At 74.0% G+C, this 26,651-nt stretch carries 23 protein-coding genes; 13 read left to right on the plus strand and 10 right to left on the minus strand.

Annotated features, from left to right (window positions below):
* The 7 genes from BX266_RS17615 to BX266_RS17645 all read right to left on the minus strand — a co-directional run bounded on the left by BX266_RS17615 (window position 1) and on the right by BX266_RS17645 (window position 7,636).
* Window positions 1–990 carry a LuxR C-terminal-related transcriptional regulator gene (locus BX266_RS17615; protein ID WP_099900971.1) on the minus strand — a complete coding sequence of 330 codons (990 nt, stop codon included), beginning with the start codon at window positions 988–990 and terminating at the stop codon, window positions 1–3.
* Window positions 991–1,005: 15 nt separating this feature from the next.
* Window positions 1,006–2,010 carry a LuxR C-terminal-related transcriptional regulator gene (locus BX266_RS17620; protein ID WP_099900973.1) on the minus strand — a complete coding sequence of 335 codons (1,005 nt, stop codon included), beginning with the start codon at window positions 2,008–2,010 and terminating at the stop codon, window positions 1,006–1,008.
* Window positions 2,007–2,960 carry a LuxR C-terminal-related transcriptional regulator gene (locus BX266_RS17625; RefSeq protein WP_099900975.1) on the minus strand — a complete coding sequence of 318 codons (954 nt, stop codon included), beginning with the start codon at window positions 2,958–2,960 and terminating at the stop codon, window positions 2,007–2,009. Before BX266_RS17625 ends, BX266_RS17620 begins: the two co-directional genes overlap by 4 nt.
* Complete coding sequence (locus BX266_RS17630) at window positions 2,957–3,898, minus strand: LuxR C-terminal-related transcriptional regulator (RefSeq protein ID WP_120314383.1); 942 nt, start codon at window positions 3,896–3,898, stop codon at window positions 2,957–2,959. The genes BX266_RS17625 and BX266_RS17630 overlap by 4 nt, the downstream gene beginning before the upstream one ends.
* Window positions 3,891–4,850: a helix-turn-helix domain-containing protein gene (locus tag BX266_RS17635; RefSeq protein WP_099900978.1), complete on the minus strand. Its 960-nt coding sequence runs from the start codon at window positions 4,848–4,850 to the stop codon at window positions 3,891–3,893. The genes BX266_RS17630 and BX266_RS17635 overlap by 8 nt, the downstream gene beginning before the upstream one ends.
* Window positions 4,843–5,904, minus strand: a complete 1,062-nt coding sequence (locus tag BX266_RS40875; RefSeq protein ID WP_310794788.1) for a helix-turn-helix domain-containing protein — start codon at window positions 5,902–5,904, stop codon at window positions 4,843–4,845. Before BX266_RS40875 ends, BX266_RS17635 begins: the two co-directional genes overlap by 8 nt.
* A gap of 631 nt (window positions 5,905–6,535) precedes the next feature.
* Complete coding sequence (locus BX266_RS17645) at window positions 6,536–7,636, minus strand: C4-dicarboxylate ABC transporter (RefSeq protein ID WP_099900979.1); 1,101 nt, start codon at window positions 7,634–7,636, stop codon at window positions 6,536–6,538.
* A 70-nt stretch (window positions 7,637–7,706) separates the two neighbouring features.
* Here BX266_RS17645 and BX266_RS17650 point away from each other — a divergent pair, with 70 nt between their 5' ends.
* The 9 genes from BX266_RS17650 (at window position 7,707) to pyrE (ending at window position 19,567) form a co-directional block, all read left to right on the plus strand.
* The gene (locus BX266_RS17650) at window positions 7,707–8,633 is read left to right on the plus strand and encodes a LysR family transcriptional regulator (RefSeq protein ID WP_099900981.1); all 927 of its coding nucleotides are present in this window, start codon (window positions 7,707–7,709) and stop codon (window positions 8,631–8,633) included.
* A 77-nt stretch (window positions 8,634–8,710) separates the two neighbouring features.
* Complete coding sequence (clpB, locus tag BX266_RS17655) at window positions 8,711–11,314, plus strand: ATP-dependent chaperone ClpB (RefSeq protein ID WP_099900982.1); 2,604 nt, start codon at window positions 8,711–8,713, stop codon at window positions 11,312–11,314.
* 203 nt (window positions 11,315–11,517) lie between these two features.
* Complete coding sequence (locus tag BX266_RS17660; RefSeq protein ID WP_099900985.1) at window positions 11,518–12,075, plus strand: YbjN domain-containing protein; 558 nt, start codon at window positions 11,518–11,520, stop codon at window positions 12,073–12,075.
* A 127-nt stretch (window positions 12,076–12,202) separates the two neighbouring features.
* Window positions 12,203–13,519, plus strand: a complete 1,317-nt coding sequence (locus BX266_RS17665; RefSeq protein WP_099900986.1) for a DUF4419 domain-containing protein — start codon at window positions 12,203–12,205, stop codon at window positions 13,517–13,519.
* A 73-nt stretch (window positions 13,520–13,592) separates the two neighbouring features.
* A complete protein-coding gene (locus BX266_RS17670; RefSeq protein ID WP_099900988.1) occupies window positions 13,593–14,762 on the plus strand; it encodes a pyridoxal phosphate-dependent aminotransferase in 1,170 nt (389 codons plus the stop codon).
* 846 nt (window positions 14,763–15,608) lie between these two features.
* Window positions 15,609–16,217: a DUF2617 family protein gene (locus tag BX266_RS17675; RefSeq protein WP_099900989.1), complete on the plus strand. Its 609-nt coding sequence runs from the start codon at window positions 15,609–15,611 to the stop codon at window positions 16,215–16,217.
* Window positions 16,218–16,296: 79 nt separating this feature from the next.
* Complete coding sequence (locus BX266_RS17680; protein ID WP_180290520.1) at window positions 16,297–17,970, plus strand: spermidine synthase; 1,674 nt, start codon at window positions 16,297–16,299, stop codon at window positions 17,968–17,970.
* A 156-nt stretch (window positions 17,971–18,126) separates the two neighbouring features.
* Window positions 18,127–18,996 (plus strand): CoxG family protein, encoded by an 870-nt coding sequence (locus tag BX266_RS17685; RefSeq protein WP_099900990.1) that lies wholly within the window; start codon window positions 18,127–18,129, stop codon window positions 18,994–18,996.
* A gap of 34 nt (window positions 18,997–19,030) precedes the next feature.
* Entirely contained in the window at window positions 19,031–19,567 is a 537-nt protein-coding gene (gene pyrE / locus BX266_RS17690; protein ID WP_030905690.1) for an orotate phosphoribosyltransferase, read from the plus strand.
* A 101-nt stretch (window positions 19,568–19,668) separates the two neighbouring features.
* On the opposite strand, the gene BX266_RS17695 is transcribed toward pyrE, so the two are convergent.
* Window positions 19,669–20,391 (minus strand): DedA family protein, encoded by a 723-nt coding sequence (locus BX266_RS17695; protein ID WP_099900992.1) that lies wholly within the window; start codon window positions 20,389–20,391, stop codon window positions 19,669–19,671.
* Between the two features lie 265 nt (window positions 20,392–20,656).
* On the opposite strand from BX266_RS17695, the gene fbaA reads away from it, so the two are divergent.
* The 4 genes from fbaA to BX266_RS17715 all read left to right on the plus strand — a co-directional run bounded on the left by fbaA (window position 20,657) and on the right by BX266_RS17715 (window position 24,048).
* Entirely contained in the window at window positions 20,657–21,679 is a 1,023-nt protein-coding gene (fbaA, locus tag BX266_RS17700) for a class II fructose-bisphosphate aldolase (protein ID WP_099900994.1), read from the plus strand.
* A gap of 113 nt (window positions 21,680–21,792) precedes the next feature.
* Window positions 21,793–22,212: a DUF3151 domain-containing protein gene (locus BX266_RS17705; protein ID WP_099900996.1), complete on the plus strand. Its 420-nt coding sequence runs from the start codon at window positions 21,793–21,795 to the stop codon at window positions 22,210–22,212.
* A 127-nt stretch (window positions 22,213–22,339) separates the two neighbouring features.
* Window positions 22,340–23,062 (plus strand): hypothetical protein, encoded by a 723-nt coding sequence (locus BX266_RS17710; RefSeq protein WP_143686952.1) that lies wholly within the window; start codon window positions 22,340–22,342, stop codon window positions 23,060–23,062.
* Window positions 23,063–23,190: 128 nt separating this feature from the next.
* On the plus strand, window positions 23,191–24,048 hold the full coding sequence (locus tag BX266_RS17715; RefSeq protein ID WP_099901000.1) for a DUF3152 domain-containing protein: 858 nt from the start codon (window positions 23,191–23,193) through the stop codon (window positions 24,046–24,048).
* Between the two features lie 28 nt (window positions 24,049–24,076).
* On the opposite strand, the gene BX266_RS17720 is transcribed toward BX266_RS17715, so the two are convergent.
* A complete protein-coding gene (locus BX266_RS17720) occupies window positions 24,077–24,781 on the minus strand; it encodes a maleylpyruvate isomerase N-terminal domain-containing protein (protein WP_099901002.1) in 705 nt (234 codons plus the stop codon).
* Window positions 24,782–24,792: 11 nt separating this feature from the next.
* Window positions 24,793–26,529 (minus strand): hypothetical protein, encoded by a 1,737-nt coding sequence (locus BX266_RS17725; protein WP_099901004.1) that lies wholly within the window; start codon window positions 26,527–26,529, stop codon window positions 24,793–24,795.
* Window positions 26,530–26,651 lie beyond the last annotated feature (122 nt).

Genomic DNA, 26,651 nt, shown 5'->3' on the forward strand with positions numbered 1-26,651 from the left:
TCAGTTCTCCGCGGTCTCCTCGCGCGGCCCCTCGGCTCCCCGCATCTGCCAGCCCAGCTGGAAGAGGGTCTCCGCGTCGTGGAGTTCGCGCAGGCGGGAGATGTGTGCCGCGACGGTCCGCTCGCCCAGGCCCAGCCGGGTGGCGATGGAGCGCTGGGTCAGCCCCTGGGCCAGCAGCCTCCCGACCTGTTCGTGGACCGGGACCACGCTCTCCCCCTCGTGGTCGGAACGCCACTGGACCCGCTCCGACCGCTCCCAGTCCCGCTCGAACGCGGCGACCAGGAACGACACCACCGCCGGGTCCTCGATGAACGCGGCACTCGAGTTGTCGGCCGAAGCCGGGACGACGGCGACCCGGCGGTCGAAGATGATCATCCGGCTGAACGGTTCGCTCAGCGTGCGGAACCGACCGCCCCAGGCGGTGACCGCCTCCGCCCACCGCACCGTGGGCTCGTCCAGCAGCGCGGTCGGCTCGTAGACGGTCCGGATCGACGCACCCCGCTCCAGGAAACGGCGAGTGCGCTCCAGGCCCGCCTCCAGCAACTCGGCCGGGCCCGCGCCCCCCGGGTGCAGCGACAGCTCCTCCTCCGCCGCCTCGCTCGCCAACTGCCGGACCCGGCGCCGGATCCGATCCGTCCGGTCGACGTGCTGCACCACGCTGGAGCGGTCCGCGCGACGCGGAGTGGCGTCGTAGGCGTCGGTGAGGTCCTCCAGCAGGGTCGGCATCTCCTCGGCACGCAGCAGCATCCGGGTGCCCTCGGCGCGCAGCTCGGCGGAGATCCGGTCGCTCACCGCGCGCGGGTTCACCGCCGTCAGCGACTGGTCGGCGGCGTCGTGGACCAGCAGCCCCAGCTCCAGCAGCCGGAGCACCCCCGTCCCGTCCTGCTCGACGGCCTCACGGAACGTCACCCGCCCGCCCTGGTCCAGGATCTGCTGGTACAGCCGCCGCTCCGACTCGCTCGGCAGTGCGGCTCCGCTCGGCTCGCTCACAGGTACCACTCCTCCTCAACCGTCCGCCGCTCCGGGAGTCGCTCCCGGCCGGGTGGTGCCGTTCGGCCGCTCCCGCGCCCCGCGCAACTGCCAGCCGAGCTGGAACAGGGTCTCCGCATCGTAGAACTCCCGCAGCCGGGCGATGTGACCGGCCACCGTCCGCTCCGAGAGCCCCAGCCGCGACGCGATGGCCCGCTGGGTGAGGCCCTGGGCCAGCAGAGCGCCGAGCTCGTCCGGCACCCCCGCCTGACGGGGCCGCCCCGCCAGCGCCCGCCAGTCGACCCGTTCGGCGCGCGCCCAGTCGCGTTCGAAGCGGTCGACCAGGACGGCGACGACGGCCGGGTCCTCGATGAAGACCGCGGCACCGCGGTTGTCCGGGGAGGCCGGAATGATCGCGACGCGTCGGTCGTAGATCAGGAGGCGGGTGAACGGCTCCGCGAGGATCCGGGTCTGTTCGCCCAGTGCGTTGACGTCGGCGCAGTACTCGGCGGTCGGCTCGTCGGTGCGGGCGCCGGGCGCGTAGAGGGTCCGGAGCGCGATGCCGGCGGCCAGGAACTGCCGGGCCTGTTCGAGGGACTGCTTGAGGAACTTGTGCGGGCGGGCGCCGCCCGGCTGGGCGGCGAGCCGTTCCTCCCGCATCTCGGCCTCGATCTGCACGATGCGGTGCCGGATGTGGACGTTCCGGTCGATGTGCCGCACCACGTTGGTGTGGTTGCGGCGGCCGATCAGGGCGTCGTAGGCCTGGCTGAGGTCCTCCATCCCGGCTTCTGCCGCTTCGGCTTGGCGCATCAGCCGGTTGCTGGTCTCCCGCAGTCTGGTGGAAACCCGGTCGACGGCCACCCGCGGGTTGACGGCGTTCAGCGTGTCGTCGAACTCGTAGTGGAAGAGCAGCCCGAGCTCCAGCAGACGCAGGGCCGAGCCGATGTCCTGTTCGCCGGCCTCCCGGAACGTCATCCACCCGCCCCGCGCGAGGACTTCGCGGTACAGGCGCTTCTCCGCCTCGCTCGGTGCGTCGCTCACCGCGCCCCCTCCCGCATCAGCCAGCCGAGCTGGAACAGCGTCTCGGCCTCGTGGTGCTCGCGGAGCCGGGCGATGTGACCGGCCACCGTCCGCTCCGAGAGCCCCAGCCGCGACGCGATGGCCCGCTGCGTGAGGCCCTGGGCCAGCAGCGCGCCGAGCTCGTCCGGCACCCCCGTCCGACGGGGCCGCCCCGCCAGCGCCCGCCAGTCGACCCGTTCGGCGCGCGCCCAGTCGCGTTCGAACCCCTCCACCAGGACGGCGACGACGGCGGGGTCCTCGACGAACGCGGCCGAGGAGTTGTCGGCGGCCGCCGGGATGATCGCCGCCCTGCGGTCGAACAGCAGCACGCGGGTGAACGGCTCGTCCAGGACCCGGACCCGCTCGCCGAGTTCGGTCACCTCGGCGGCGTAGGCCGTGGTCACCGGGTCGGCGATGGCGCCCGGCTGGTAGACGGTGCGCAGCGAGACCCCGGCGGCGAGGTTCTGGCGGGTGATCTCCAGGGACTGCTGCAGGAACCTGTGCGGGCGGGCGCCGCCGGGTTGGGCGGCCAGGATCTCCTCCCGGGTCTCCGACTGGACCTGGAGGATGCCGTGCCGGATCTGCTCGACGTCCCGGACGTGCCGGACCACGGTGGAGCGGTCGACCTGGCCGCGGGCGGACTCGTAGGCCTGGGTGAGCGGTTCGAGGAGGGCGGTGGCCTCCTCCGCGCGCAGCAGCAGGCCGGCGCCCTCGGCCCGCATCCGGGCACCGATCCGGCCGCCGGCGGCGCGCGGATTGACGGCGGTCAGCGCCTCGTCCACGGTGTGGTGCGCGAGCAGCCCGAGCTCGATCAGGCGCAGGGTGGCGGCCGGGTGCTGCTGCATCGCCTCACGGAACATCACCCGCCCGCCCTGCTGGACGATTTCGCGGTACAGCGCGCGTTCGGCCTCGTTCGGCAGGAGATCGCTCACCGGGCTCCTTCCCGCATCAGCCAGCCGAGCTGGAACTGCGTCTCGGCGTCGTGGTGCTCGCGCAGGCGGGCGATGTGGGCGGCGACGGTGCGCTCGGAGAGGTTGAGGCGGGATGCGATCGCCCGCTGGGTGAGGCCCGTGGCGAGCAACTCGCCGATGCGGTGCAGGACTTCGGGGAGTTTCTGGTCGGCGAGCAGCTGCCAGGGGACGCGGTCGGCGCGGGCGAAGTCGCGGAGGAAGAGGGCGACCAGGTGGTCGACCACGGCCGGGTCCTCGATGAAGGCGGCGCCGCTGCGGTTGTCGGTGACGGTGGCGATGACCGCGATCCGCCGGTCGACGATCATCATGCGGGCGAACGGTTCGTCCAGCACGCGCAGCCGCATGCCCCAGTCGGTGGCAGCCGCCGCGTAGGCCACCGTGTGCGGCGTCCGGCGGGAGACCGGCTGGTAAAGCACGTCGATCGCGGCGCCACGGTCCAGTGCCTGCCGGGACATGACGCTGTCGTCCAGGTACTCCGGGGGGCGCGAGCCGGGCTGGGCGACCAGGGACTCCTCCCACGGGTCGGACTGGATCACCACCAGGCGGTGCTGGATCCGCTCCAGGCCCTGGAGGTGGGTGATCCCGGCCTCGGACTCGGCGCGCCGGTGGGCGGTGTCGTAGGACTCGGCGAGTTCGTCCAGGTCGGCCGCCGTGCGGTCGGCCCGGGCCAGCAGGTCGGCGGCGTCCTGCCGCAGGGCGGCGCTGAGCCGGGCTCCCGCCGCCCGCGGGTTGACGGCCGCCACCCAGCCCTTTGCGGCGAAGTGCACCAGCAGGCCGAGTTCCAGCAACCGGGCGGTCGCCGCCGCGTCCTGCTCCATCAACTCCCGCAGGGAGACCCGGCCGGCCCGGAGAACCGAGAGGTAGAGGGCCCGTTCCGCGGCGGTGGGCGGTTCAGTCACGGTGTTCACCCCCGCGCATCAGCCAGCCGAGTTGGAACAGGGTGTCGGCGCCGTGGAGTTCGCGCAGCCGGGAGATGTGTCCGGCGACGGTGCGCTCGGAGAGGCCGAGGCGGGTGGCGACGGCGCGCTGGGTGAGGCCCTGGGCGAGCAGCCGGCCCACCCGGTCGGCGGCGGTGCGGGCGGGGGCGTGGTCGAGCATGGTGTGCCAGCTGACGCGCTCGGCCCGGGCCCAGTCCCGTTCGAAGCCGGCCACGATCATCGCCACGGTGGCGGGGTCGGCGATCACCGCGGCCCGGCTGTGGTCCTCGGCGGCGGGCACGACGGCCACGGCGCGGTCGAAGACCAGGGCGCGCTGGAAGGGTTCGTCGAGCAGCCGGACTTCACCGCCGGCCTCGGTGAGGGTGGCGGCGTAGCGGATGGCGGCGGGTTCGGCGAGCACGCCGGGGCGGTACAGGGTGCGGATCCGGCAGCCCCGGCGCAGGACCGGGAGTTCCTGCCGCAGGGACATCTCCAGGGCGGCGGGCACGGGTTGGCCGGGTTGTGCGGTGAGGGCCTCTTCCCGGCAGTCGGAGCCGAGTTGGGCGATCCGCTGGCGGATGTGCTCGCGTCCGACCACCTGGATGTCGGTGCCGACGGGGGCCATCGGGCGGGGCACGCTGTCGTACGCGGTGATCAGCGGGTCGAGGTCGGCGGCGAGGCGTTCGGCCCGGTTGAGCAGCCGGGTGGCTTCGGCGTTCATCTCGGCGCCGAGGGTCTCGGCCACGAACCGCGGGTTGACGGCCAGGTAGGACTCGTCCATGCCGTCGCGGATCAGCAGGCCGGTGCGCAGCAGTTCGCGCAGGGCGGCCCGGCGTGCTTCGGGGACGGCGTCGGCACCGATCCGGCCGCCGGCGTCGAGGACGTCGAGGTAGAGGCGCTGGGCGTGGCCGTCGATCGGCTCGGGTTCAGTCACGGGGGCCTCCGCCGCGCATCAGCCAGCCGAGTTGGAACAGGGTGTCGGCGCCGTGGAGTTCGCGCAGCCGGGAGATGTGTCCGGCGACGGTGCGCTCGGAGAGGCCGAGGCGGGTGGCGACGGCGCGCTGGGTGAGGCCCTGGGCGAGCAGCCGGCCGACCCGGTGGGTGATGGTGCGGGTCAGGGCGCGGGGGTCGAGGCCGCGCCAGTGGACCTGGTCGGCGCGGGCCCAGTCCCGTTCGAAGCCGGCCACCAGGTAGGCGATCGCGGCCGGGTCCTCGACGAAGGCGGCGCGGCTGTGGTCGTCGGCGGCGGGGACCACGGCGACCCGCCGGTCGATGACGATCAGGCGCAGGAACGGCTCGTCGAGGATGCGCAGTTGGGCTCCGTGCTCGGCCATCGCGGTGGCGTGCCGGACGGCGCTGTCCGCGGTCAGGGCGACCGGCTGGTAGAGGGCGCGCATGGTGCCGCCCCGACGCAGCATCAGCCGGTCCTGGGCGTGGGCGAGTTCGAGGACGGCGGGGGGCCGGAGCCCGGGTTGGGCGCTGAGCAGTTCGAGCCGGCAGTCGGAGACCAGTTGGGCGATCCGCAGCCGGATGCTCTCCTGGCCGTCCACGTAGACGGCCTGCCGGGCCTGGTCGGCGGGGCGCGGGACGGCGTCGTAGGCGCGGGCCAGCGGGTCGAGGGCGGTGGGCAGCCGGTCGGCGTCCAGCAGCAGCCGGCTGGCCCGGGCGCGCATCTCCTGGCCGAGGCGTTCGGCGACGGCGCGCGGGCTGACGGCGACGTAGCAGCCGTCGATCCGGTTCGGCAGGACCAGTCCGATCGCCACCAGCTGGTCGAGCAGCGCCTGGCGCCGGTCGGGGTCGGGCAGCGGCCCGGCGGCGGGAGCCGTCCCCGGGCCGGCCGGGGCGGGGACGTCGAACGGTATCCGGCCGCCGGCGGCCAGGATGGCCAGGTAGAGGCGGGAGGCTTCGTCCTCGGGCAGTCCGCCCTCCGGGTCGGACATGCCGTCCGTCCTGGGATCCAGGTCGGACATCGGGTGGTCCGCTGCCACGTCGAGCACTCCCTGCCGTGTTCCTCCGTTTGCGGATGATGATCTCAGCAGGGCCGTCCGGCTCGACGGCGGGAGCCCTGCACAACGGGCGTGTCCCCCGGGGCGGGTGCCTGGGCACCCGGATCCCGGAGGACCCGCTCGTGTCACGCCAGCGTCAAGGCGCTTTCGGCGAGGCGGAGCAGCAACGCCTCACCGACCCCGGTTCCGGGCTGCCATCACCACACATGGCGTCCCGGCCGGTGCTCTTCCCCCCTGTTGCGCAGATACGAACGCACCTGTCGCCCCCACGCGAAGAGCAAGTCGCCGACTCGGGCTGCGGCTGCCCGGAACGACTTGGCGTGACTACACCCTCACAGCGCGGCGAACGCCGAACAAGTGCTCTCCGGCTGCAGGTTCCCGCAAGTGCAGGAACCTGCAGCAAACCACCCGCTCCGGGGTCCGCAAATCCGGATTCCGGGCTTTGCCCCCCTCCCCCGAACAGACATTCGGAAACAGGTGCCCGAGGGTCCCGCGCGAGCGTCCCGACGGGCCGGAATGTCACTGCCCACTCACGGAATTCAGCAATCCTTCGCCGAATCCACCGATCCGGAATCCTCCGCCTCCGAAGCGCCCCCGGTACCGCGTCCGACCACTACAGCAACCGCCCGGCCAGCAGCCCGGTCGCGGTCCGGGCGGCCGCCACCGACCAGGCCGCGAACAGCAGCAGGTACAGGGCGGCGGCGAGCGCGGCGAATCCGCCGAATCCGGTGTGCCGGGCCAGTGCGGCGGCGCCGGTCACCAACGTCCCGACCGGGAAGGTGAATGCCCACCAGGTCATCGCGAACGGCATTTCCGCCCGCATCGCCCGCAGGTTGGCCGCCACGGCCACGGCCAGCCACAGCAGGGCGAATCCCATCACCGCGATCCCGTACACCTCCGCCAGCCCGCGGGCCGCCGCCGCACCGCCGGGACCGGCCCCCGGCAGGGCGAGCGGCACCGCGTCGGCGAACTGGTGGACGGCGGTGGTGGACTGGCCGAGCGGGCCGAGCACCAGGAACAGCGACGGGGTGAGCACCGGCGCCGGCCGCCGGCCGTGCAGCAGCCCGCCGAGCACCACCGGCAGCAGCGCCAGGGTGGCCAGCAGGCTCGCGCCGAACATCGCCACGCAGCCGTACAGCAGGGCCTGCCGGGCCGCCCCCTCGGGCAGGTGCGGGACCAGCGCGGGGCCGAGCGCGGCGGACACCATGGGCGCGACCACGGGCAGCAGCCAGGTCGGGTTGGCCTCCAGGGCGGACAGCCGGTGCCGGGTGATCATCAGGTAGGGCAGCCCGGCCGCGACCAGCAGCGCGTACCCGGTGCCGGCGGTCCACAGCAGCACGTCCAGCGCCAGGCCGGCCCGGGGCCCGAGCACCGGGCCGCCGACCGTCAGCGCTCCGTACCCGACGGCCAGCAGCGCCATCGGCGGGCAGCCGTAGAACACCGCGGCGGCCGGGTCCTCCAGCAGCGTGCGGCGGGCCTGCTCGCGGTGCCGCACCAGGTGCGCGGCGCGGGCCGGCAGCAGCACGGCGAGCAGCAGCAGCGACAGCGTCCACACCGCCTCGGCGAGCGCCGCCCGGCCGGGCACGTCGACCGGCAGCGCGGCGGCGGCGTTGCCGGTGATCGCGGTTCCCATGACGGCGGCGTACCAGTTGGGGCCGAGCCGGGCCAGGTCGAGGGTGCGCAGCCGGCTGCGCGGCGCGAGGAGGGTTGCCATGCCTCCACGGTCGTCGGGCGGACGGGGCGGCGGTAGCGGCCCGTCCGCTATGAGGACATAGCCTGGGCCTATGGCTCTCTCCCCGCACGTCCCGGAACTCGGCGCACTGGAGCTGCTGCTCGCAGTGGCCCGGCTGGGCAGCGTCGGGCGGGCCGCCGCCGAACTGGGCGTCAGCCAGCCCGCCGCCAGTGCCCGGATCAAGGGCATGGAGCGGCAGATCGGGGTGGCGCTGCTGGAGCGCTCCCCGCGCGGCTCCCGCCCCACCGAAGCCGGCCGGCTGGTGGTCGAGTGGGCGCGCCAGGTGGTCGAGGCCGCGCAGGCGCTGGACGCCGGCATCGACGCGCTGCGCGAACGCCGGGACGCCCGGCTGCGGGTGGTGGCCAGCCTGACCGTCGCCGAGTACCTGATGCCCGGCTGGCTGCTCGCCCTGAACGAGGCCAGCCCGGGCACCGCCGTCACGCTGCGCACCGCGAACTCCCAGGACGTCGCCGCCCAGGTGCTGGCCGGTGCGGCCGACCTCGGCTTCGTCGAGGGCACCTCCACTCCGCCCGGGCTGGCCGGCGCGGTGGTCGCCGCCGACCGGCTGGTCGTGGTGGTCTCCCCCGAGCACCGCTGGGCCCGCCGCCGCGCCCCCGTCGGCGGCGCCGAGCTGGCCGCCACCCCGCTGGTGCTGCGCGAGGTCGGCTCCGGCACCCGGGAGGTGCTGGAGGAGGCGCTCGCCCCGTACGGCGGGTTGGCCGCGCCCCGGTTGGAGCTGGCCTCCTCGACCGCGCTGAAGGCCGCCGCGATGACCGGCGCCGACCCGGTCTGCCTGAGCGAGCTGGCCGTGACCGAGGAACTGGCCACCCGCCGACTGGTCGCCGTCCCGCTGGACGGCCTGGAGCTGCAGCGCCCGCTGCGCGCCGTCTGGCCGGCCGGACAGCTCCCGGCCGGCCCCGCCCGGCTGCTGCTCGGCCTGACCCGCGGGCCGCGGCCCGAACAGTTCAACCAAAGTTGAGCGGAATAGACTCAACTTAGTGCATGCTGTAGTGAGCAGACCTGAAAGGTCCCGACGACGAGAGGGGTACGCCCGCAGTGGACGCCAGTAAGTTCACCAGCAAGACGCAGGAGGCACTGTCCGCCGCCATCCGGCAGGCCGGCTCCGCGGGGAATCCGGACGTCCGGCCGGTGCACATCCTGCTGGCCCTGCTGGAGCAGCCGGAGGGCCTGGCCCGCCCGCTGCTGCAGGCCGTCGGGGCGGACGCCGCGCCGATCGCGGCCGCCGCCCGCAAGCAGGCCGCCGCCCTGCCCGCCGCCCAGGGCTCCACGGTCGCCGCCCCGGGCCTGTCCCGTGACACCCTCGCGGTGCTGGAGGAGGCCGGGAAGCGCGCCGCCGACCTCGACGACCAGTACGTCTCCACCGAGCACCTGATGGTCGGCCTGGCCGCCGAGGGCGGCCAGGTCGCCGACCTGCTGCAGCAGCACGGCGCGACGCCCAAGGCCCTGCTGGCCGCGTTCAAGGACGTCCGGGGCAGCGCCCGGGTCACCTCGCAGGACCCGGAGGGCACCTACAAGGCCCTGGAGAAGTACGGCGCGGACCTCACCCAGGCCGCCCGGGACGGCAAGCTCGACCCGGTGATCGGCCGCGACCAGGAGATCCGCCGGGTGGTGCAGGTGCTCTCCCGCCGCACCAAGAACAACCCGGTGCTGATCGGCGAGCCCGGCGTCGGCAAGACCGCCGTGGTCGAGGGCCTGGCCCAGCGGATCGTCGCCGGGGACGTGCCGGAGTCGCTGCGCGGCAAGCGCCTGGTCTCGCTGGACCTGGCGGCGATGGTCGCGGGCGCGAAGTTCCGCGGCGAGTTCGAGGAGCGGCTGAAGGCCGTCCTGAACGACATCAAGGCCTCCGACGGCCAGGTGATCACCTTCATCGACGAGCTGCACACCATGGTCGGCGCGGGCGCCGGCGGCGACTCCGCGATGGACGCGGGCAACATGCTCAAGCCGATGCTGGCCCGCGGCGAGCTGCGGATGGTCGGCGCCACCACGCTGGACGAGTACCGCGAGCGGATCGAGAAGGACCCGGCCCTGGAGCGCCGCTTCCAGCAGGTGATGGTCGGCGAGCCCAGCGTCGAGGACACCATCGCCATCCTGCGCGGCCTGAAGGGCCGCTACGAGGCGCACCACAAGGTGGAGATCACCGACGCCGCGCTGGTCGCCGCCGCCACCCTCTCCAACCGGTACATCACCGCCCGATTCCTCCCCGACAAGGCGATCGACCTGGTCGACGAGGCGGCCTCCCGGCTGCGGATGGAGATCGACTCCTCCCCGGTGGAGATCGACGAGCTGCAGCGCTCCGTCGACCGGCTCCGGATGGAGGAGCTGGCGCTGGACAAGGAGTCCGACCCGGCGTCGGTCGAGCGGCTCGGCAAGCTGCGCCGCGACCTCGCCGACAAGCAGGAGCAGCTGAGCACCCTCAACGCCCGCTGGGAGCAGGAGAAGAAGTCCCTGAACCGGGTCGGCGAGCTCAAGGAGCGCCTGGACGACCTGCGCGGGGCGCTGGACCGCGCCCAGCGGGACGGCGACTTCGAGCGCGCCTCCAAGCTGATGTACGCCGAGATCCCATCCGCCGAGCGGGAGCTGACCGAGGCGCAGGACCGTGCGGCGGACCAGCCGAACACCACCATGGTCAAGGAGCAGGTCGGCCCGGACGACGTGGCCGACGTGGTCGCCTCCTGGACGGGCATCCCGGCCGGCCGGCTGCTGGAGGGCGAGAGCGCCAAACTCCTCCGCATGGAGGAGGAGTTGGGCCGACGCCTGATCGGCCAGCGGGAGGCCGTCCAGGCCGTCTCGGACGCGGTGCGCCGCACCCGTTCCGGCATCGCCGACCCGGACCGGCCGACCGGCTCGTTCCTGTTCCTCGGCCCGACCGGCGTCGGCAAGACCGAACTCGCCAAGGCGCTCGCGGACTTCCTGTTCGACGACGAGCGGGCGATGGTCCGGATCGACATGAGCGAGTACGGCGAGAAGCACTCGGTCTCCCGGCTGGTCGGCGCCCCGCCCGGGTACGTCGGCTACGAGGAGGGCGGCCAGCTCACCGAGGCGGTCCGCCGCCGCCCGTACAGCGTGGTGCTGCTGGACGAGGTGGAGAAGGCCCACCCCGAGGTGTTCGACGTGCTGCTCCAGGTGCTGGACGACGGCCGGCTCACCGACGGCCAGGGCCGCACGGTGGACTTCCGCAACGCGATCCTGATCCTCACCTCCAACCTGGGCTCCCAGTACCTGGTCAACCCGGGCACGCCGGAGGAGCGCAAGAAGGAACTGGTGCTGGAGACCGTCCGGCAGTCCTTCAAGCCGGAGTTCCTGAACCGGCTCGACGACATCGTGGTCTTCGAGCCGCTCGGCACCGAGGAGCTCAGCCGGATCGTCGACCTGCAGGTCGCGGCCCTCGGCCGCCGCCTGCACGAGCGCCGGCTCACCCTGGACGTCACCCCGGCGGCCCGGGACTGGCTCTCCCTCACCGGTTACGACCCGGCGTACGGCGCCCGCCCGCTGCGTCGGCTGGTGCAGTCCGCGATCGGCGACCAGCTGGCCAAGGAGATCCTCTCCGGCCGGGTGCACGACGGCGACACCGTCCTGGTCGACCGGGACGACTCGGGAGACCGGCTGACCGTCGGGCCGCGCCCCTCGCTGGTGAAGTGACGCCCCCGGGCGGGCGGGGCCCCGAACGGCTCCGCCCGCCCCGCGCCACCTGCGCGGACGTCCCGGGGGCCACCGCTCGCACGGAGGTGATCACGCACCGAGGTGCACCCTGTGCCCCGGGCCCCGAATGAGGCAGGATGGAGACCTGGAAAGGCGGCCCCCCACCGGCAGCCAACCTTGTGCACCGTGAAAGGGACACCCCCGTGAGCATCGACCCGTCGTCCATCCCCTCCTTCGGCCTGCCGCAGGGCGGCGGCCAGCCGGGCGGAGCTCCGGCCGGGCCGCCGCCGGTGATCGTTCCGGACCAGAACCTGGTCACCCAGCTGCTCGACCAGATGCAGCTCAAGCACGTGGTGGACGAGGAGGGCGACCTCACCGCCCCCTGGGAGAACTTCCGCGTCTACTACATGTTCCGCGGCGACCAGAAGGAGCTCTTCGCGGTCCGCGCCTTCTACGACCGCCCGTTCCCGCTGGAGAAGAAGGCCGAGCTGCTCGACCTGATCGACGAGTGGAACCGCGAGACCCTCTGGCCGAAGGTCTACACCCACACCCACGAGGACGGCGTGGTCCGCCTGATCGGCGAGTCCCAGATGATCGTCGGCAACGGCGTCAACCTGGAGTACTTCGTCGGCACCACCGCCAACTGGACCCAGGCCGCCGTCGGCTTCGAGCAGTGGATGGTCGAGCGCCTCGGCCTCCAGGAGCAGGTCGAGGACGGCGACTCCGCCTCCGGCGAGGACGGCGACACCAACGAGGCCTGAACCTCCGCAAGCCCCCGGACGGGCCCGCCCACCTGCACCGGTGGGCGGGCCCGTCCGCGTCGAACTCCCGTACCATCGTGGCTCTTTTGCACCTGCGGGCGCGGGCCGGACTCCGGGGGGAGACACCATGGCCGTCGAGATCACCCTGCCGTTCGCCGAGGACGAGCGGGCCGCGGGGGTCGCCGCCGAACTGGCGGACACGGGCAACGACGCCTTCCTGCGGGCGGCGGTGGGCCAGGAGTTCGCCGTCCACCACCGCTCCACCCGAGCGCTGGTGGCCGGGCCGACGGACGGCTCGGCGTCCAGCCTGCTGCTGCACGCGCTGCACCTGTGCTTCCGCGCGCACCTGCCGGTCAGCCTCTCGCCGGACCTGCTCTGGTACGCCGTCGTGCACGAGGTGGCCACCCACGTCCGGCTGAACGGCGAGAGGTACGCCGGGCTGTTCACCAGGACTCCGGGGACGAAGCGGACCATCGAGGTCCGGGACGACTCGCTGCTCGCCGCCCCCGACTGGCAGCGCTCGCTGCACCTGGTCCAGCCGCTGCTCCGGAAGGAGATCGGCGAGGAGCTCGCGGACCTGTTCCAGCCCGCCTTCTCCACCACCACTCCGGTGGACGCCTCCGCCACCCTGGTGGCGCTGATGGACGTGGTCAGCCCGTACTACGACTTCCGCTGGCGCACGCTCTGCGGCATCCCGCGGATCCGGCTGGAGGGCGCCGCCGCGGACTGGCGGCTGCTGGCCGACCGGGTCGGCGGGCTGGAGGCGCGGTTCGCGGGTCTGCGCGAGTGGCTGCGCGCGCTGCGGCCGGTGCTGGAGACGATCGCCGCGACCGCCGCCGGCGGCGAGGTGGACGAGGAGTTCTGGCGCTCGATCTACAAGTGGAAGTCCTACTCCGGCGGGTGCGAGGTCACCGGCTGGATCACCGCGTTCTTCGCGCACCGCTACGGCTCGGAGACGGCCGAGCCGGCCGTTCGGGAGCGGATCGGGGACGACAGCTTCCCGTCCCACCTGTCGCTCGTCCCGTTCGAGTGGCAGCGGCCCGACGGCGCGCTCCGGATGGCCTTCGTCGGCGGCGTCCTCGGCATCGAACGCGACGCCGAGTGGATCCGGCCGCGGCTCGGCTTCGCGGTCCTGGAGCTCACCGCCCCGCCGCTCGACGCGGACTGGACCGCCGCCGACGTCAACGCCTTCACCGGCCGCACCGACGCCGTGCTCCTGCGGAAAGGCCAGGTCGAGGGCTACGGCGTCGACGGCGACCCGCTGCCCGTCACCCGGGCGGTGGTCTTCGGCGACATGGACCGACTGGCCGACGACGAGCCGGGCCACGCCGTGCTGGAGGCCGACGACCGTTGGTACCCGGCCGAGTTCATCGGCAACGGATTCCTCTCGGTGCGCCGCACCGGCACCGACCTCGCCACCGCCCTCCGGGCGATCCCGGGCTGAGCCGGCCGGGTCCTGGCGGGCTCCCGCCGGGCCCCTGGATGATGGGCCCACCCACCATCCACGAGGAGCCGTGATGAGCACGAGGCCGCTGCTGAACCGCCGCCTCGCCGGTATGGGAACGACGATCTTCGCCGAGATGTCGGCCCTGGCCACCGCCACCGGTTCGATCAACCTCGGACAGGGGTTCCCGGACACCGACGGGCCCGCGGAGGTCCGCGAGGCCGCGGTGCGGGCCCTGCGCGAGGGCCGCGGCAACCAGTACCCGCCGGGGCCGGGCGTGCCGGAGCTGCGGCAGGCGATCGCCGAACACCAGCAGCGCTTCTACGGCCTGACGGTCGATCCGGACACCGAGGTGCTGGTCACCGCCGGCGCCACCGAGGCGATCGCCGCCGCTCTGCTCGCCCTGCTGGAGCCGGGCGACGAGGTGATCGCCTTCGAACCCTTCTACGACTCGTACGCCGCGTGCATCGCGATGGCCGGAGCCGTCCGGGTGCCGCTGACGCTCCGCCAGCCCGCGTTCCGGCCGGACCTGGACGAGCTGCGCTCGCTGATCACGCCGCGCACCCGGCTGCTGCTGATCAACACCCCGCACAACCCGACCGGCACCGTGCTGACCTCCGAGGAACTCGCCGGGATCGCCGAACTCGCCGTCGAGCACGACCTGTTGGTGATCACCGACGAGGTCTACGAGCACCTGGTGTTCGCCGGCGACCACCACCCGCTCGCCGCCCTCCCCGGCATGCGCGAGCGCACCGTGGCGATCTCCTCCGCCGGCAAGACCTTCTCCTTCACCGGCTGGAAGGTCGGCTGGGTCACCGGCACCCCCGAACTGGTGGCCGCCGTCCGCACCGCCAAGCAGTACCTCACCTACGTCAGCGCCGGCCCGTTCCAGTACGCGGTCGCCGAGGCGCTGCGCCTGCCCGACGCGTACTACGCGGAGTTCCGCGCCGAGCTGCACCGCAAGCGGGACCTGCTGGCGGCGGGCCTGGCCTCAGCGGGCTTCCGGGTGTTCGAGCCGCAGGGCACGTACTTCATCACCACCGACATCACGCCACTGGGCGAGAAGGACGGCATCGAGTTCTGCCGGACCCTGCCGGAGCGCTGCGGCGTCGTCGCCATCCCCAACGCCGTCTTCTACGACGACACCGAGGCGGGCCTCAGCCAAGTCCGCTTCGCCTTCTGCAAGCGGGAAGAAGTACTCGAAGCAGCGGTCGCCAGGCTGTCCGACCTGCGGAAACGCTGAGCCCTCCGCAGCGCCCCGGACCGGACGGAAGGTCATGCCCGAGCACCCGGGAACGTCGTAGATCGGACCCGGATCAACAGAGGCCCGTTTCGGGCGACTGCGGCCATCTGCCTACGGGTGCCCCCTGCGGAGATCTCCAGCTTGCGGCCGATCGCCTGGTCAGTGAGGCCCTACCTGAGCAGCACGCAGACCGAGTCCGACCGGGGCCGCTCGCCTACTTCGCTACCCGAGCCCGCATCTGGGAGCCCTCCTTCGGCATCCTGCTCGCGCTGAGCGCCAAGCAGCTCGCACGACTGAACACCTCACGGACGCCCCGCAGCCCGGCCAGAACATCCCGGACTGCCTGACGACCCGCACGGAGGACATCTCGACCTGCACCCCCGGGCGGGCGGCGGCCGTCGAGTTCCGCTACTTCCGGGCCCTGGAGCGGAAGGTGGCGGAGCGTCACGGAGCCAGGGTGGCCGGCTGACCACCTGGAGTCCCCGGTGGTGGCGGAAGGTCGCCACCGGGGGCTTCGGTGTGCCCGACCACGCGGAGCGCGCGGCGCGCACTACCGGCGCGCACGGCGCGCAGGACCCGCTCGGCAGCGCTCGCCGAACAGAGTGCAACCCGGGACCGATCACACCCAGTCGGACACACGCCCCAGAACGGTGAATGAGTGCCAAACATGGGTAAATCCCCGACGGACCCGGAGAATTCGTGCTTCTCTGCTGCTGAATCTCCAGCCGGAATCCTTCCTTCCACGGTCGGCCGCGCCCCGGATCGGACAGCCTCGAACAGCCTCACGCCAGAGGCGCGAGCTCCGGCCGCAGGGGGCGCGCACGGAGCTGAAACGCGGAGCCGAGCATGCTCACCACCTTGCAGACCTCCTACACGGACACCCGCGCCGGCGACCTGGCCTGGCAGCTGGGCGGGGAACCGCTGCCCGCGCTGGCCGTCCGCGACCTCAGACTCGACGGCCCCGACCAGGCCGCCGGCGTCCGCGGCACCCTCCAGCTGCGGCTGCTGGGCGCCTCGCACCAGGTGGTCCTGGCGGCCGGCCCGGGCGACTGCCTGGAGACGGTGGCCTGCCTGCCCGGCCGCCGCACCCCGCTCCCCGCCCGGGTGGCCGAACAGGTGGCCGGCTGGGAGTACGAGTTCGCCGCCCGGATCGAGGAACTGCCGCCGCACGTGTTCGCGGCCCGCGCCCAGGAGCTGCTGGCTCTGGTCGAGGGGCACCCGCGGGCGCTGGCCGGCATCTTCCCCGGTGACCCGAGCGCGTTCACCGCGCTGGTCGCGCACTGCGAGGAGCGCCGGGTGCACTGGCGCACCTGGCACGCCTACCCGCAGGAGGGCCGGCTGGTGTGCACCCGCTCGTCGCTCTCGCTGCGCACCCCCGGCGGTAGCACCGCCGACGTCTGCGCCGACGCCCTCGGCCGCGGGCCCGAACCCGCCGAACCGCAGGCCGGATGGTGAGCGGGCGTCAACCTGTCGCCCTGCCCTGTCCACCGTTTGGGTGCAGCCATTCACCCGGGCTCTCGCCTAGCGTTCATTCATGATCAACCACCCGGTCGGACGGCCCGCGCAGCCGGGTCCGGACGCCCCCGCACCCCCGCCCGCGGCCGATCACCGGCCCACCGCCCCCCGCGCCGCGGGCCCGGGCGGAGCGGTCCGGGTCGGCGGCGCCATACCGCCGGCCGTCCCCGCCCGCCCGGCCCGGATCCTGGTGCTGCTGGCCGCGTTCGTCTGCGCGGCCTGCGGCCTGGTGTACGAACTCGAACTGGTCGCCCTGGGCGGCTACCTGCTGGGCGACTCGGTCACCCAGACCTCCGTGGTGCTGTCCGTCATGGTGTTCGCGATGGGCGTCGGCTCACTGCTCGCCAAGGGCCTCACCCGCCGCCCGGCCACCTCCTTCGCGCTCGTCGAGTACGCGCTGTCGCTGACCGGCGGCCTGTCCGCGCTCGCCCTGTACTGCGGCTGGGCCTGGCTGCACCGCCCGCACGCCACGCTGATCGCGCTGATCACCGCCACCGTGCTGATCGGCCTGCTGATCGGCGCCGAGATCCCGCTGCTGATGACGCTGATCCAGCGGATCCGCCGCGACCACGCCGGCCGCGCGGTCGCCGACCTGTTCGCCGCCGATTACGTGGGCGCGCTGATCGGCGGGCTGGCCTTCCCGTTCGTCCTGCTGCCCGCCCTCGGCCAGGCCACCGGGGCGCTGCTCACCGGCGCGGTCAACGCGGTGGCGGGCGCCGTGGTGGTGCTCTGGCTGTTCCGCTCCGAACCCACCCCGCGCACCCGGCTGGTCCTGTGGACCGGCTGCGGCCTGGTGCTGGCCGTCCTCGCCCTGGCCGCCGCCTGCAGCGGCGCGATCGAACGCGCCGCCCGGCACGCCCTGTACGGCGGGCCGATCCGGTTCGCCACCCAGAGCCGCTACCAGGAGATCGTCCTCACCGGCGACCCCGACACCCCGCGCGTCCCGCCGCAGCGCGCCCCCGCGCCGCTGGAGCTGTACCTGGACGGCCGCCTCGCCGTCTGCGGTCCCGACGAGTACCGCGAGCACGAGGCGCTGGTCCGCCCCGCGCTGGCCGTCGGCCCCAGCGGCCGGGTGCTGGTGCTCGGCGGCGACGGCCTGGCGCTGCGCGAGGTGCTGCGCCACCCCGCGGTGCGCAGCGTGCTGGTGGTCGAACGCGACCCGGCGATCTCCGCGCTGGCCCGCCGGGACGCCGCGTTCGCCGCGCTCGCCGCGCACCCGTGGGACGATCCGCGGGTCCGGCTGGTCACCGCCGAGCCGCTGGGCTGGCTGCGCACCTCGGCCGGGCCGTTCGACGTGATCGTCTCCGACCTGGACGGGGACGCGTTCGGCGGCAGGTACCGCTCCCTCGAGTTCTACGGCCTGGCCGCCCGGCTGCTCGCCCCCGACGGGCGGCTCGCCGTCCGCGGCGGCACGCCGAACAGCGGCCTGTGGACCGCGGAGGCCGGGCTGGCCGCCACCGGGCTGGACACCGTCCCCTACCAGGGCGGCGCGCCGTCCGCCCCGGAGTGCGGCCGCAGCTCCCCCGCCCAGGCCTTCCTGCTCGCCGCCCGCCGGCCCCCCGCGCTCGACCTCGCCCCGGACGCGCCCGCCCCGCGCTCCCTCACCGTCCCCGCCCTGCGCACCACCGCCGCCCGCCTCGCCGCCCACCGCCCGGCCCCCCTGCCCCCGCCCCACACCCTGCTCGGCCCGTGACCACCCGTCAGAATCCCGGCGCACGTCCCGCCACCACCCGGGTCACCGCTCCCCGCACCCGAATCCGCTTCCCCGTTGGACCCGTTCGCGCAATGCTCGGCCCCGCTTCGCGTGGAGGGCTCGGCACGGCGGCGGGCGGTCGGTAGGCTCGCCGGTATGGAGCATGAGGTAGTCGTCCCGGTGCCCGCCGAGGTGGTCCGGGAGGCGCTGGTGGACCGCGAACTGGTGGCCCGCTGCGTGCCGGGGCTGAGCCCGGTCGCGTCCACGTCCGCCCCCGCGGCGGACAGCCGCCTCAGGATCCGCATCGCCGGCTCCACGATCACCTTCGCCGGCCGGCTGACCGTGGCGGGCTGGCAGGACGACGTGCTCGCCGTTCGCATGACCGGCGAGGAGATCCGCGGCGCGGCCCCGGTGACCGCCGAGCTGCAGGTGACGCTGGAGGAGCGGAAGGGCGAGACCGCGATGCGTTTCGCGACCACGCTGACCGCGTCCGGGCGGCTGGCGGGCTTCGAGGAGTCGGTGCTGGAGTCGACCGGCCGCCGGCTGATCGACCGGGCGGTGGCGGCGCTGGTGGCCGAGCTGTCCGAGCCGGCCGACGAGGACGACGCGGACGTCGACGGGGCGGACGGCGCGACCGTGGTGTTCCTGGACGACCGCGCCCAGGGCCAGGACCTGGACGACGACCTGTCGGACCTGATCGCGTTCAGCGAGGACGAGCTGCCCGATCCGGTGCCGGTGCCGTCGCGCCCGGAGTCCGCGTTCGACCCGGAGACCGCCCCGGTGCGGCGCAGCATCGTCGGCCGCTCGGCGGAGGAGGTCGACCACGCCCCGCCGCACGGCCGCTACGCGCCGGCCCCGCCGGCGCACAGCGCGCGGGCCCGGGCGGCGTCCCGCTGGGGCGGTGCGGAGCCGACGCTGCTGGCGGGCGCGGTCGGCGACCGGAGTGCGCTGCCGTGGATGATCGGCGGCGGAGTGGCGCTGATCGGCGGCGCGGTGGTGCTGGTCCGGGCCCTGCGGCGGCGCTGAGCCGGGCGGTGGGGACCCACTAAGCTGGCTGTCCATGAGCAACGACCGCGACGCCCTGCTGGCGCAGATCAAGGACAAGGCCGTCGTGCACGGCAAGGTCACCCTCTCCTCCGGCCGGGAGGCCGACTACTACGTCGACCTGCGCCGGATCACGCTGGACGCGGAGGCGGCCCCGCTGGTCGGCAAGGTGATGCTGGACGCGGCCGCGGACCTGGAGTTCGACGCGGTGGGCGGGCTGACCCTGGGCGCCGACCCGGTGGCCGCGGCGATGCTGCACGCGGCGGCGGCCCGCGGCCGGAAGCTGGACGCGTTCGTGGTGCGGAAGGCGGGCAAGGCGCACGGCCTGCAGCGCCGGATCGAGGGCCCGGACGTGAAGGGCCGCCGGGTGCTGGCGGTGGAGGACACCTCCACCACCGGCGGTTCGGTGCTCACCGCGGTGGAGGCGCTGCGCGAGGCGGGCGCCGAGGTGGTGGGCGTCGCGGTGATCGTGGAGCGCGGCGCGGCCCCGGCGATCGCCGAGGCGGGCCTCCCGTACGTGACCGCGTACACCCTGGACGACCTGGGTCTGTGAGCCCGGAGCCGGGCCGGTGAGCCCGGTCCGTTCCACGTGGAACAACGCGAGAGGCCCCGATCACCGCGGTGATCGGGGCCTCTGCCGTGCCGAGCGGGACGTCAGTGCTTGCGGTGGCGACCGCTGCTGACGGGCTCGTGCTCCTCGGTGGCGGCGCCGGCGCCGGCGGCCTTCTTCTTCTTACGCTCGCGGATCACCTCGACGATGATCGGCGAGACGGAGATCAGGATGATCAGCGCCATCGCGGGGAGCAGGTACTTGTCGATCACCGGGGCGAGCTGGTCACCGGTCAGGTAGCCGATCAGCAGCATGGTCTCGGTCCAGAGCACCGCGCCGACGACGTTCCAGACGAAGAAGGTCTTGGCGGGCATCTGCAGGGTGCCGGCGACCGGGTTCAGGAAGGTCCGCACGATCGGGATGAAGCGGGCCATCACCACGGCCTTGGCGGGGCCGAACTTGTCGAAGTACTCCTCGGCCTTCTCCACGTACTCGGGCCGGAAGATCTTCGAGTTCGGCTTGTCGAACATCTTCGGCCCGACCTTGCGGCCCAGCAGGTGCCCGAGCTGGGCGCCGAGGATGGCGCAGACGGGCGCGCCGATCAGCAGCAGGGCGATGTTCATCTGGGCGCCTTCGCCGAGCACCTTGTCGGCGGCGCTGGAGGCGGCGACACCGGCCAGGATGAGCAGCGAGTCACCGGGGAAGAAGAACCCGACCAGCAGGCCGGTCTCGGCGAAGATGATCGCCAGGATCCCGATGGCGCCGACGGAGGCGACGAGCGATTTGGCGTCAAGGACGTTGACGGCGAGCTGGAGGTGTTGTTCCACGCGCGCAGGATAGCCCGGATGGCTTTGCAAAGCCTTAACTGCGGGTCTCCGGGCAGGGTCGGCGGGCCCTTCACCGGGTCGGCCGTCCCAAGTGGCGGGCCGCTTGGTGTGTCTGCGGGGGGAGTCTGGGAGGATGGCGGAGGTGTCCGGCCCGCGGTCGAGCTACCACCCTCTCGCTCGACCGCATCGATGTCGTGAACCACAGGCGTATCGAGCCTTCGGACAGCGTCGTCCGATCGCCCCACACCGACAGGAGCGGATTCGCATGCCCATCGCAACTCCCGAGGCCTACAACGAGATGCTCGACCGGGCCAAGGCGGGCAAGTTCGCCTACCCGGCGATCAACGTCACCTCGACGCAGACCCTGCACGCCGCCCTGCGCGGCTTCGCCGAGGCCGAGAGCGACGGCATCATCCAGATCTCCACCGGTGGTGCGGAGTTCCTGGGCGGCCAGTACAACAAGGACATGGTGACCGGCGCGGTCGCGCTGGCCGAGTTCGCGCACATCGTCGCGGCCAAGTACGACATCACCGTGGCGCTGCACACCGACCACTGCCCGAAGGACAAGCTGGACGGCTACGTCCGCCCGCTGCTGGCGATCTCCGCCGAGCGCGTGGCCCGCGGCGACAACCCGCTGTTCCAGTCGCACATGTGGGACGGCTCGGCCGAGACCCTGGCCGACAACCTGGCCATCGGCCAGGAGCTGCTGGCCCAGGCCGCCGCCGCCAAGATCATCCTTGAGGTCGAGATCACCCCGACCGGCGGCGAGGAGGACGGCGTCTCGCACGAGATCAACGACGAGCTGTACACCACCGTCTCCGACGCGGTGCGCACCGCCGAGGCGCTCGGCCTGGGCGAGAAGGGCCGCTACCTGCTGGCCGCCTCGTTCGGCAACGTGCACGGCGTGTACAAGCCGGGCAACGTCGTGCTGCGTCCGGAGCTGCTCGCCGACCTGCAGGCCGAGATCGGCAAGCAGTACGGCAAGCAGGACCCGTTCGACTTCGTCTTCCACGGCGGCTCCGGCTCCACCGAGCAGGAGATCCTGACCGCGCTGGAGAACGGCGTCGTCAAGATGAACCTCGACACCGACACCCAGTACGCCTTCACCCGCCCCGTCGTGGACCACATGTTCCGCAACTACGACGGCGTGCTGAAGGTCGACGGCGAGGTCGGCAAGAAGAACACCTACGACCCGCGCACCTGGGGCAAGCTGGCCGAGGCCGGCATGGCCCACCGCGTCACCGAGGCCGCGCAGCAGCTGCGCTCGGCCGGCAAGCGGATGAAGTAAGGCGCACGGAGCAGGCACCGCGCGCACGGCGCCCCCGTCCCCGGCCGGTCCGGTGGCGGGGGCGCCGTCGTTCGCGGTCGGGCGCGTGCGGCCGGGTGGCAGACTGGCACACCATGGAGACGCACAAGAACCTGCTCGACGGCCCCGAACCGACCCTCCTGCCGGAGGAGGAGCACCCCTACCGGATGCTGGCCGAGGAGTCCGCCTCGCCGACCCAGGTCGCGGCCGAGTACCCGGCCTTCTGCCTGGCCTGGGCGATGCTCGCGGACGACGCCTTCGCGGCGGGCCGCACCGTCGAGTCCTACGCCTACGCCCGCACCGGCTACCACCGCGGGCTGGACTCGCTGCGCCGCAACGGCTGGCGCGGCCACGGCCCGATCCCGTGGGACCACCGCGGCAACCGCGGCTTCCTGCGCTGCCTGGCGGCGCTCGCCCGGGCGGCCGGCGCGATCAAGGAGACCGAGGAGGAGGCCCGCTGCTGGCAGTTCCTCAAGGACAGCAGCGCCGAGGCGTACGCCGAACTCAAGCAGTAGCCGCACCGCCTGCCCGACCCCTCGGCCCCGCCGGGCCCGGGGGGCCGGGCGGGTAGCCGAACCCGATTTCCCGGTCGTCCCGACGAACCGTCAACTCGGTTGTGCAGCAAGGGCTTAGCCTGTCGTGGTGACCGCAGACCGGATACCGACCCGTCCCGCCCGCCGCCGATTCGCGGTGCTGCCCGTCGTCCTCGGGACGGCCCTGGGCGCGGCCGCCTGCACCGGATCGGACGGGGGCGGGTCGGACGCCGCGCTGTCGTACGCCTCGGTGCGTTCCACCGCCGAGCAGCTCGGCAGCCAGGGCGGCGCCGCGTGCCCGTTCGGGCTGGACCTGGCCGCCGCGCTGAAGTCCGCCGGGATCGACCGGACGGCAACGCCGGGGGCCGCGGACGCCAAGGCGGCGGAGGGGGAGGTCGCTGAGGCCACCGCACCGGTTCCGTGGCCGTCCTGGATCAGCCCGTCGCCGACCACCGCATCCGCGCCGGGCCGCCCGCCGAGCGCCCGGGTGACCTGCGTCTGGACGGTCGGCTCCACGCCGGTGCAGCTCGACCTGACGGCCGTCCCGTTGGACGACGTCGGGGTGAACATGGTGCTGCCGTCGATCCAGAGCGCCGGCGAGGTCTCCGTCGACCAGCTGAGTGCCATCGTCACCGGCCGGCCCAAGCCCGGAGGAAAACCGCTGGTCACGCCCGGCGAAGGGCTCGCCGCGATCGCCCGGGTGCGAGCCAAGGGCACGGGCGACATCGTCCTGGTGCTCTCCCAGGACAGCCCGGACCGGCCGGACCGCTCGCTGACCGGGGAGCCGCTGGGGCGGCTGCTGGACCGCCTCGCCGGCCAGATCCGGTCCTGACGACCGCGAACCCGACCGGAACCGATCGAGGGCATACCGCGTATTCATCCATGCAGCACATCCGTGCGAACGGCGGCGCCCGCGCCGCCCGCCCGGATCGCCATGTCGTCGCCCCGAGGGAAGTACAGATGCCCGCAGCCCGCAGGTCACCCGGCAGGTCGGCGCTCCGCCGCGCCAGGATGCGCCGCCGCCGGCTGGCCGTGACGCTGGGCGGCACCGCGGCGCTCGGCGTGCTGGCCGCCGCGGGCATCGCCGCCCTGCAGCTGCCCGCCGGGCCCTCGGGCGGCGCCGGTCCCACCGCGCAGGCCCGGGTGGTCCCGCCGAGCAGCGACACCCCGGTCGTGGAGACCCCGGGCAGTCGCACGTCGGCCCCGCCACCCAGCAGCGCCCCGGCGTCCTCCTCCGCCCCGCCGCAGATCGTCACCCACGGCAGCGGCTCCTTCACGGTCGCCGCCGCCTCGGGCGACGCGGTCGGCACCGGCAGCACGCTGCGCCGCTACCGGGTCGAGGTGGAGAACGGCATCGACATCGACCCGGAGGCCGCCGCCGGCGTCGTGCAGGCCGTGCTGGGCGACAAGCGCGGCTGGACCGCCGACGGCAGCGACAGGTTCCAGCTGGTCTCCTCCGGCAGCTACGACTTCACCGTCAAGATCGCCTCCCCCGACACCGTGGACCGGATCTGCGGGGCCGGCGGCCTCAACACCAAGGGCGAGGTGAACTGCGACGTCGGCAAGCAGGTGATGGTCAACTCCAAACGCTGGCTGACCGGTTCGCCGCAGTTCGACGGCAGCCTGGACGACTACCGGGCACTGATCATCAACCACGAGGTCGGCCACCGGATCGGCCACGGCCACGAGGGCTGCCCGGGCCCCGGCAAGCCCGCGCCCGCGATGATGCAGCAGATCTACGGGCTCGACGGTTGCGTGGCCAACGCCTGGCCGTACAGCGCCGACGGCACCTACCTGCGCGGGCCGGCCGCCCCATGAGGCGGGCCGGCGGGCCGCTGACGCCCGCTCAGGACAGCACCGGCAGCTGCTCGTCCAGGCCCGTGCCGGCGGCCCGCTCCCGGCCGGTCGCCAGCCGGATCCAGCGGACCGGGTCAGCGGCCGCGAGCTCCGCCGCCCGGGCCCGCCACGGCTCGCCGACGGAGGCCGCCAGCAGGTCGGCGACCACCTCCAACGCCCGTGGGTCGTGCGGGAATTCACCCGTGCCGAGGGCGGCCGCCAGGTCGTCGCCGTGCACCACCGTCTCCACCAGCCGGGTGACCAGGAAGTCGCCCAGCCCGATCGCGCCGAACGGCAGCGGGAACGGGCGCGCCGCGTCCGCGGCCGCCGGCGAGGCCAGGAACGCGTCCAGCTTCCGTACCACCGCGTCGAACCGGGCCGCCGTCTCGGCCGCCGGGCCCGCGTAGTGCGCCGCCGCCTGCTCCCGCGTCCCGCGGTCGAGCGCGTCCGCGAACGCGCCCACCGCCGCCACCCAGGCGGCGAGCGTCAGCCGGGGCAGCCCGGCGGGCACCGGGTCGTCCAGGTGTTCCGGCGTCCAGCCGATCTGCCGGTCCAGGTGCGCCACCAGCTCGCGCACCCGCCACGTCCCCAGCCGGGTCGGCAGCGCCAGCTCCCCCTCCCCCAGCGGTAGCACGGCCAGCCGGAGCGCCCCCACCTGACCGGAGAGCGCGGCACGGACCGTCGAAGCACCATGAGGGGCAGTGGAGTTGGTCATGAACAGCGAGCCTAGTCCCCGAGCCGGCGGAGGTCGGCCGCGAGCAGGCCGTCGTCGAGGGCGATCAGCAGGGTCTCGCCGTGGAAGTCGAGGGCGCGAGCGGGCGAGCCGAGGCGGAGGTCGAGCGGCCGGCCGGGAAGCTCGGGACGGCGGACCCGGATCAGGCCGTCGGACCAGGCGGCGGCCAGCAGCAGGCCGTCGGCGCCGGAGGCGAGGGCGACCGCGGTGACGGGCGCGGGCCGGCGGTCGGCGGGCTCGGTCATCGGCTCGCCGTCGGGACCCCAGAGGCGGACCGTGCCGTCATAGCCGCCGCCGGCCAGCAGCGGGACGTCCTCCGGCCCGAGGGCGAGGGCGGCGAGGGCGGTGACCGGTCCGGTGTGCAGCTCGGCGCTGCGGACCTGCCCGTCCTGGTACCAGTGGACCGCGCCGGCCGCGTCGCCGAGGGCGGGAGCGGCGGCGGGCAGGTCGGCGGCGGCGGCCACCGCGGTGGGTGCGGAGGCGGCGGCCCGCAGCCGGGCAAGGGCCTCGTCCAGGGCGTACGGTTCGAGGCCGGGCGCCGGCCGGGTCGGGGCGAGGAGTTCGGTCCCGCCCCAGGTGTCGAGCAGGACCAGGGTGCCGCCGGCAGTGACGGTGAGCGCCTGGAGCGGTCGGGGCTCGGCCACGGGGACAAGGCCCACCACGGCGCCGTTGGCGGCGGAGTGGCGGCGGACGGTGCCGTTGCGGTCGACGACCAGCCAGTGCTCGCCCTGGATGGTGCCGAGGGCCGTGCCGGGCTCCCAGCGGGCCCACCGGGCCGACCAGGGGGCGGGCAGGGTGGCGAGCCGGGCGGCGGCCTCGGGGGCGGTGCCGAGCAGCCGGGCGCGCAGCGTGTGGGCGCGGCCGGGGGCGTCGGGGAGGTCGATCAGCGCGGGTCCGGCGGCGTCCCACGCGGCCGCGACCGGATCCTCGCGACCGGTGAGCGCGGCGGTGACGGCGGCGGGCCTGGCCAGTACGTGCAGCAGCGGGTCGGCGGCCAGCGGGCCCAGGTCGCCGGCCCGGGCGGCGGCGATCCACAGCCCGGTCAGCACCTCCTCGCCCGCGGCAGGCAGGTCGAGCGCGCCGTCGGCGGTGCGCGGCACCCGGGCCAGCAGCTCGGCGGCGGTGGGCGGTTGCGGTGCCGGTCGACCGAGGGCGCGGCCTGGACTGGGGTAACCGGCCGGGTCGTGGCCCGCGCGGGCGCACCAGGCGTCGAAGCGTTCGCGGTCGGTCCAGCGCGGGTCGTCGAGGTCGAGGACGGCAGGCTCGGCGACGCTCGTGAACGACGCTTCGGGGGCGCCGACCACGACCAGGCGGAAGTGCGGCAGTGCGAGCAGCGGATCGAGGAGTTCGGCGGCCAGCCGGGTCGGGTCGGCGGCCCGGTCCAGTTCGGGAACGCAGATGACGGTCCGTCGGCCGTCCTCGTCGAGGGCGGCGCACAGCTCCTCGGGGGTGCGGGCGACGTAGCCGAGCTGACTGCCGAGCAGCCAGAGCGCTCCGCGCACGTCGAGGCCCTCGGCCGGCAGCGCGGCGTGCACCCGGTGCCCGGGCGGGGCGTCCGGAGCGGTGCCGAGGGCCAGCAGCCAGGCCAGCAGGTGGCTCTTGCCGGACCCTGCACTGCCGGTGACCCGGCACAGGCGCGGTGCGCGCGGGTCGTCCAGCCAGCCGAGCAGTGCCGCACCGGCCGTCCGGCGTCCGGCCTGCAGCGCCGGTGTTCGACGCTCCGTCTCCATGGCTTGCCCCCGTTTCCGAACGACTGTCCGCCGAGAGCCTACCCAGCGGGCGGCGATCTGCCGTCCGGAGTTGACCCACACTCACACGTGAACTGATAGTCGTACGAGCAGACTTCGGGGGG

The sequence above is a fragment of the Streptomyces sp. TLI_171 genome (assembly GCF_003610255.1).
Lineage (GTDB): Bacteria > Actinomycetota > Actinomycetes > Streptomycetales > Streptomycetaceae > Kitasatospora.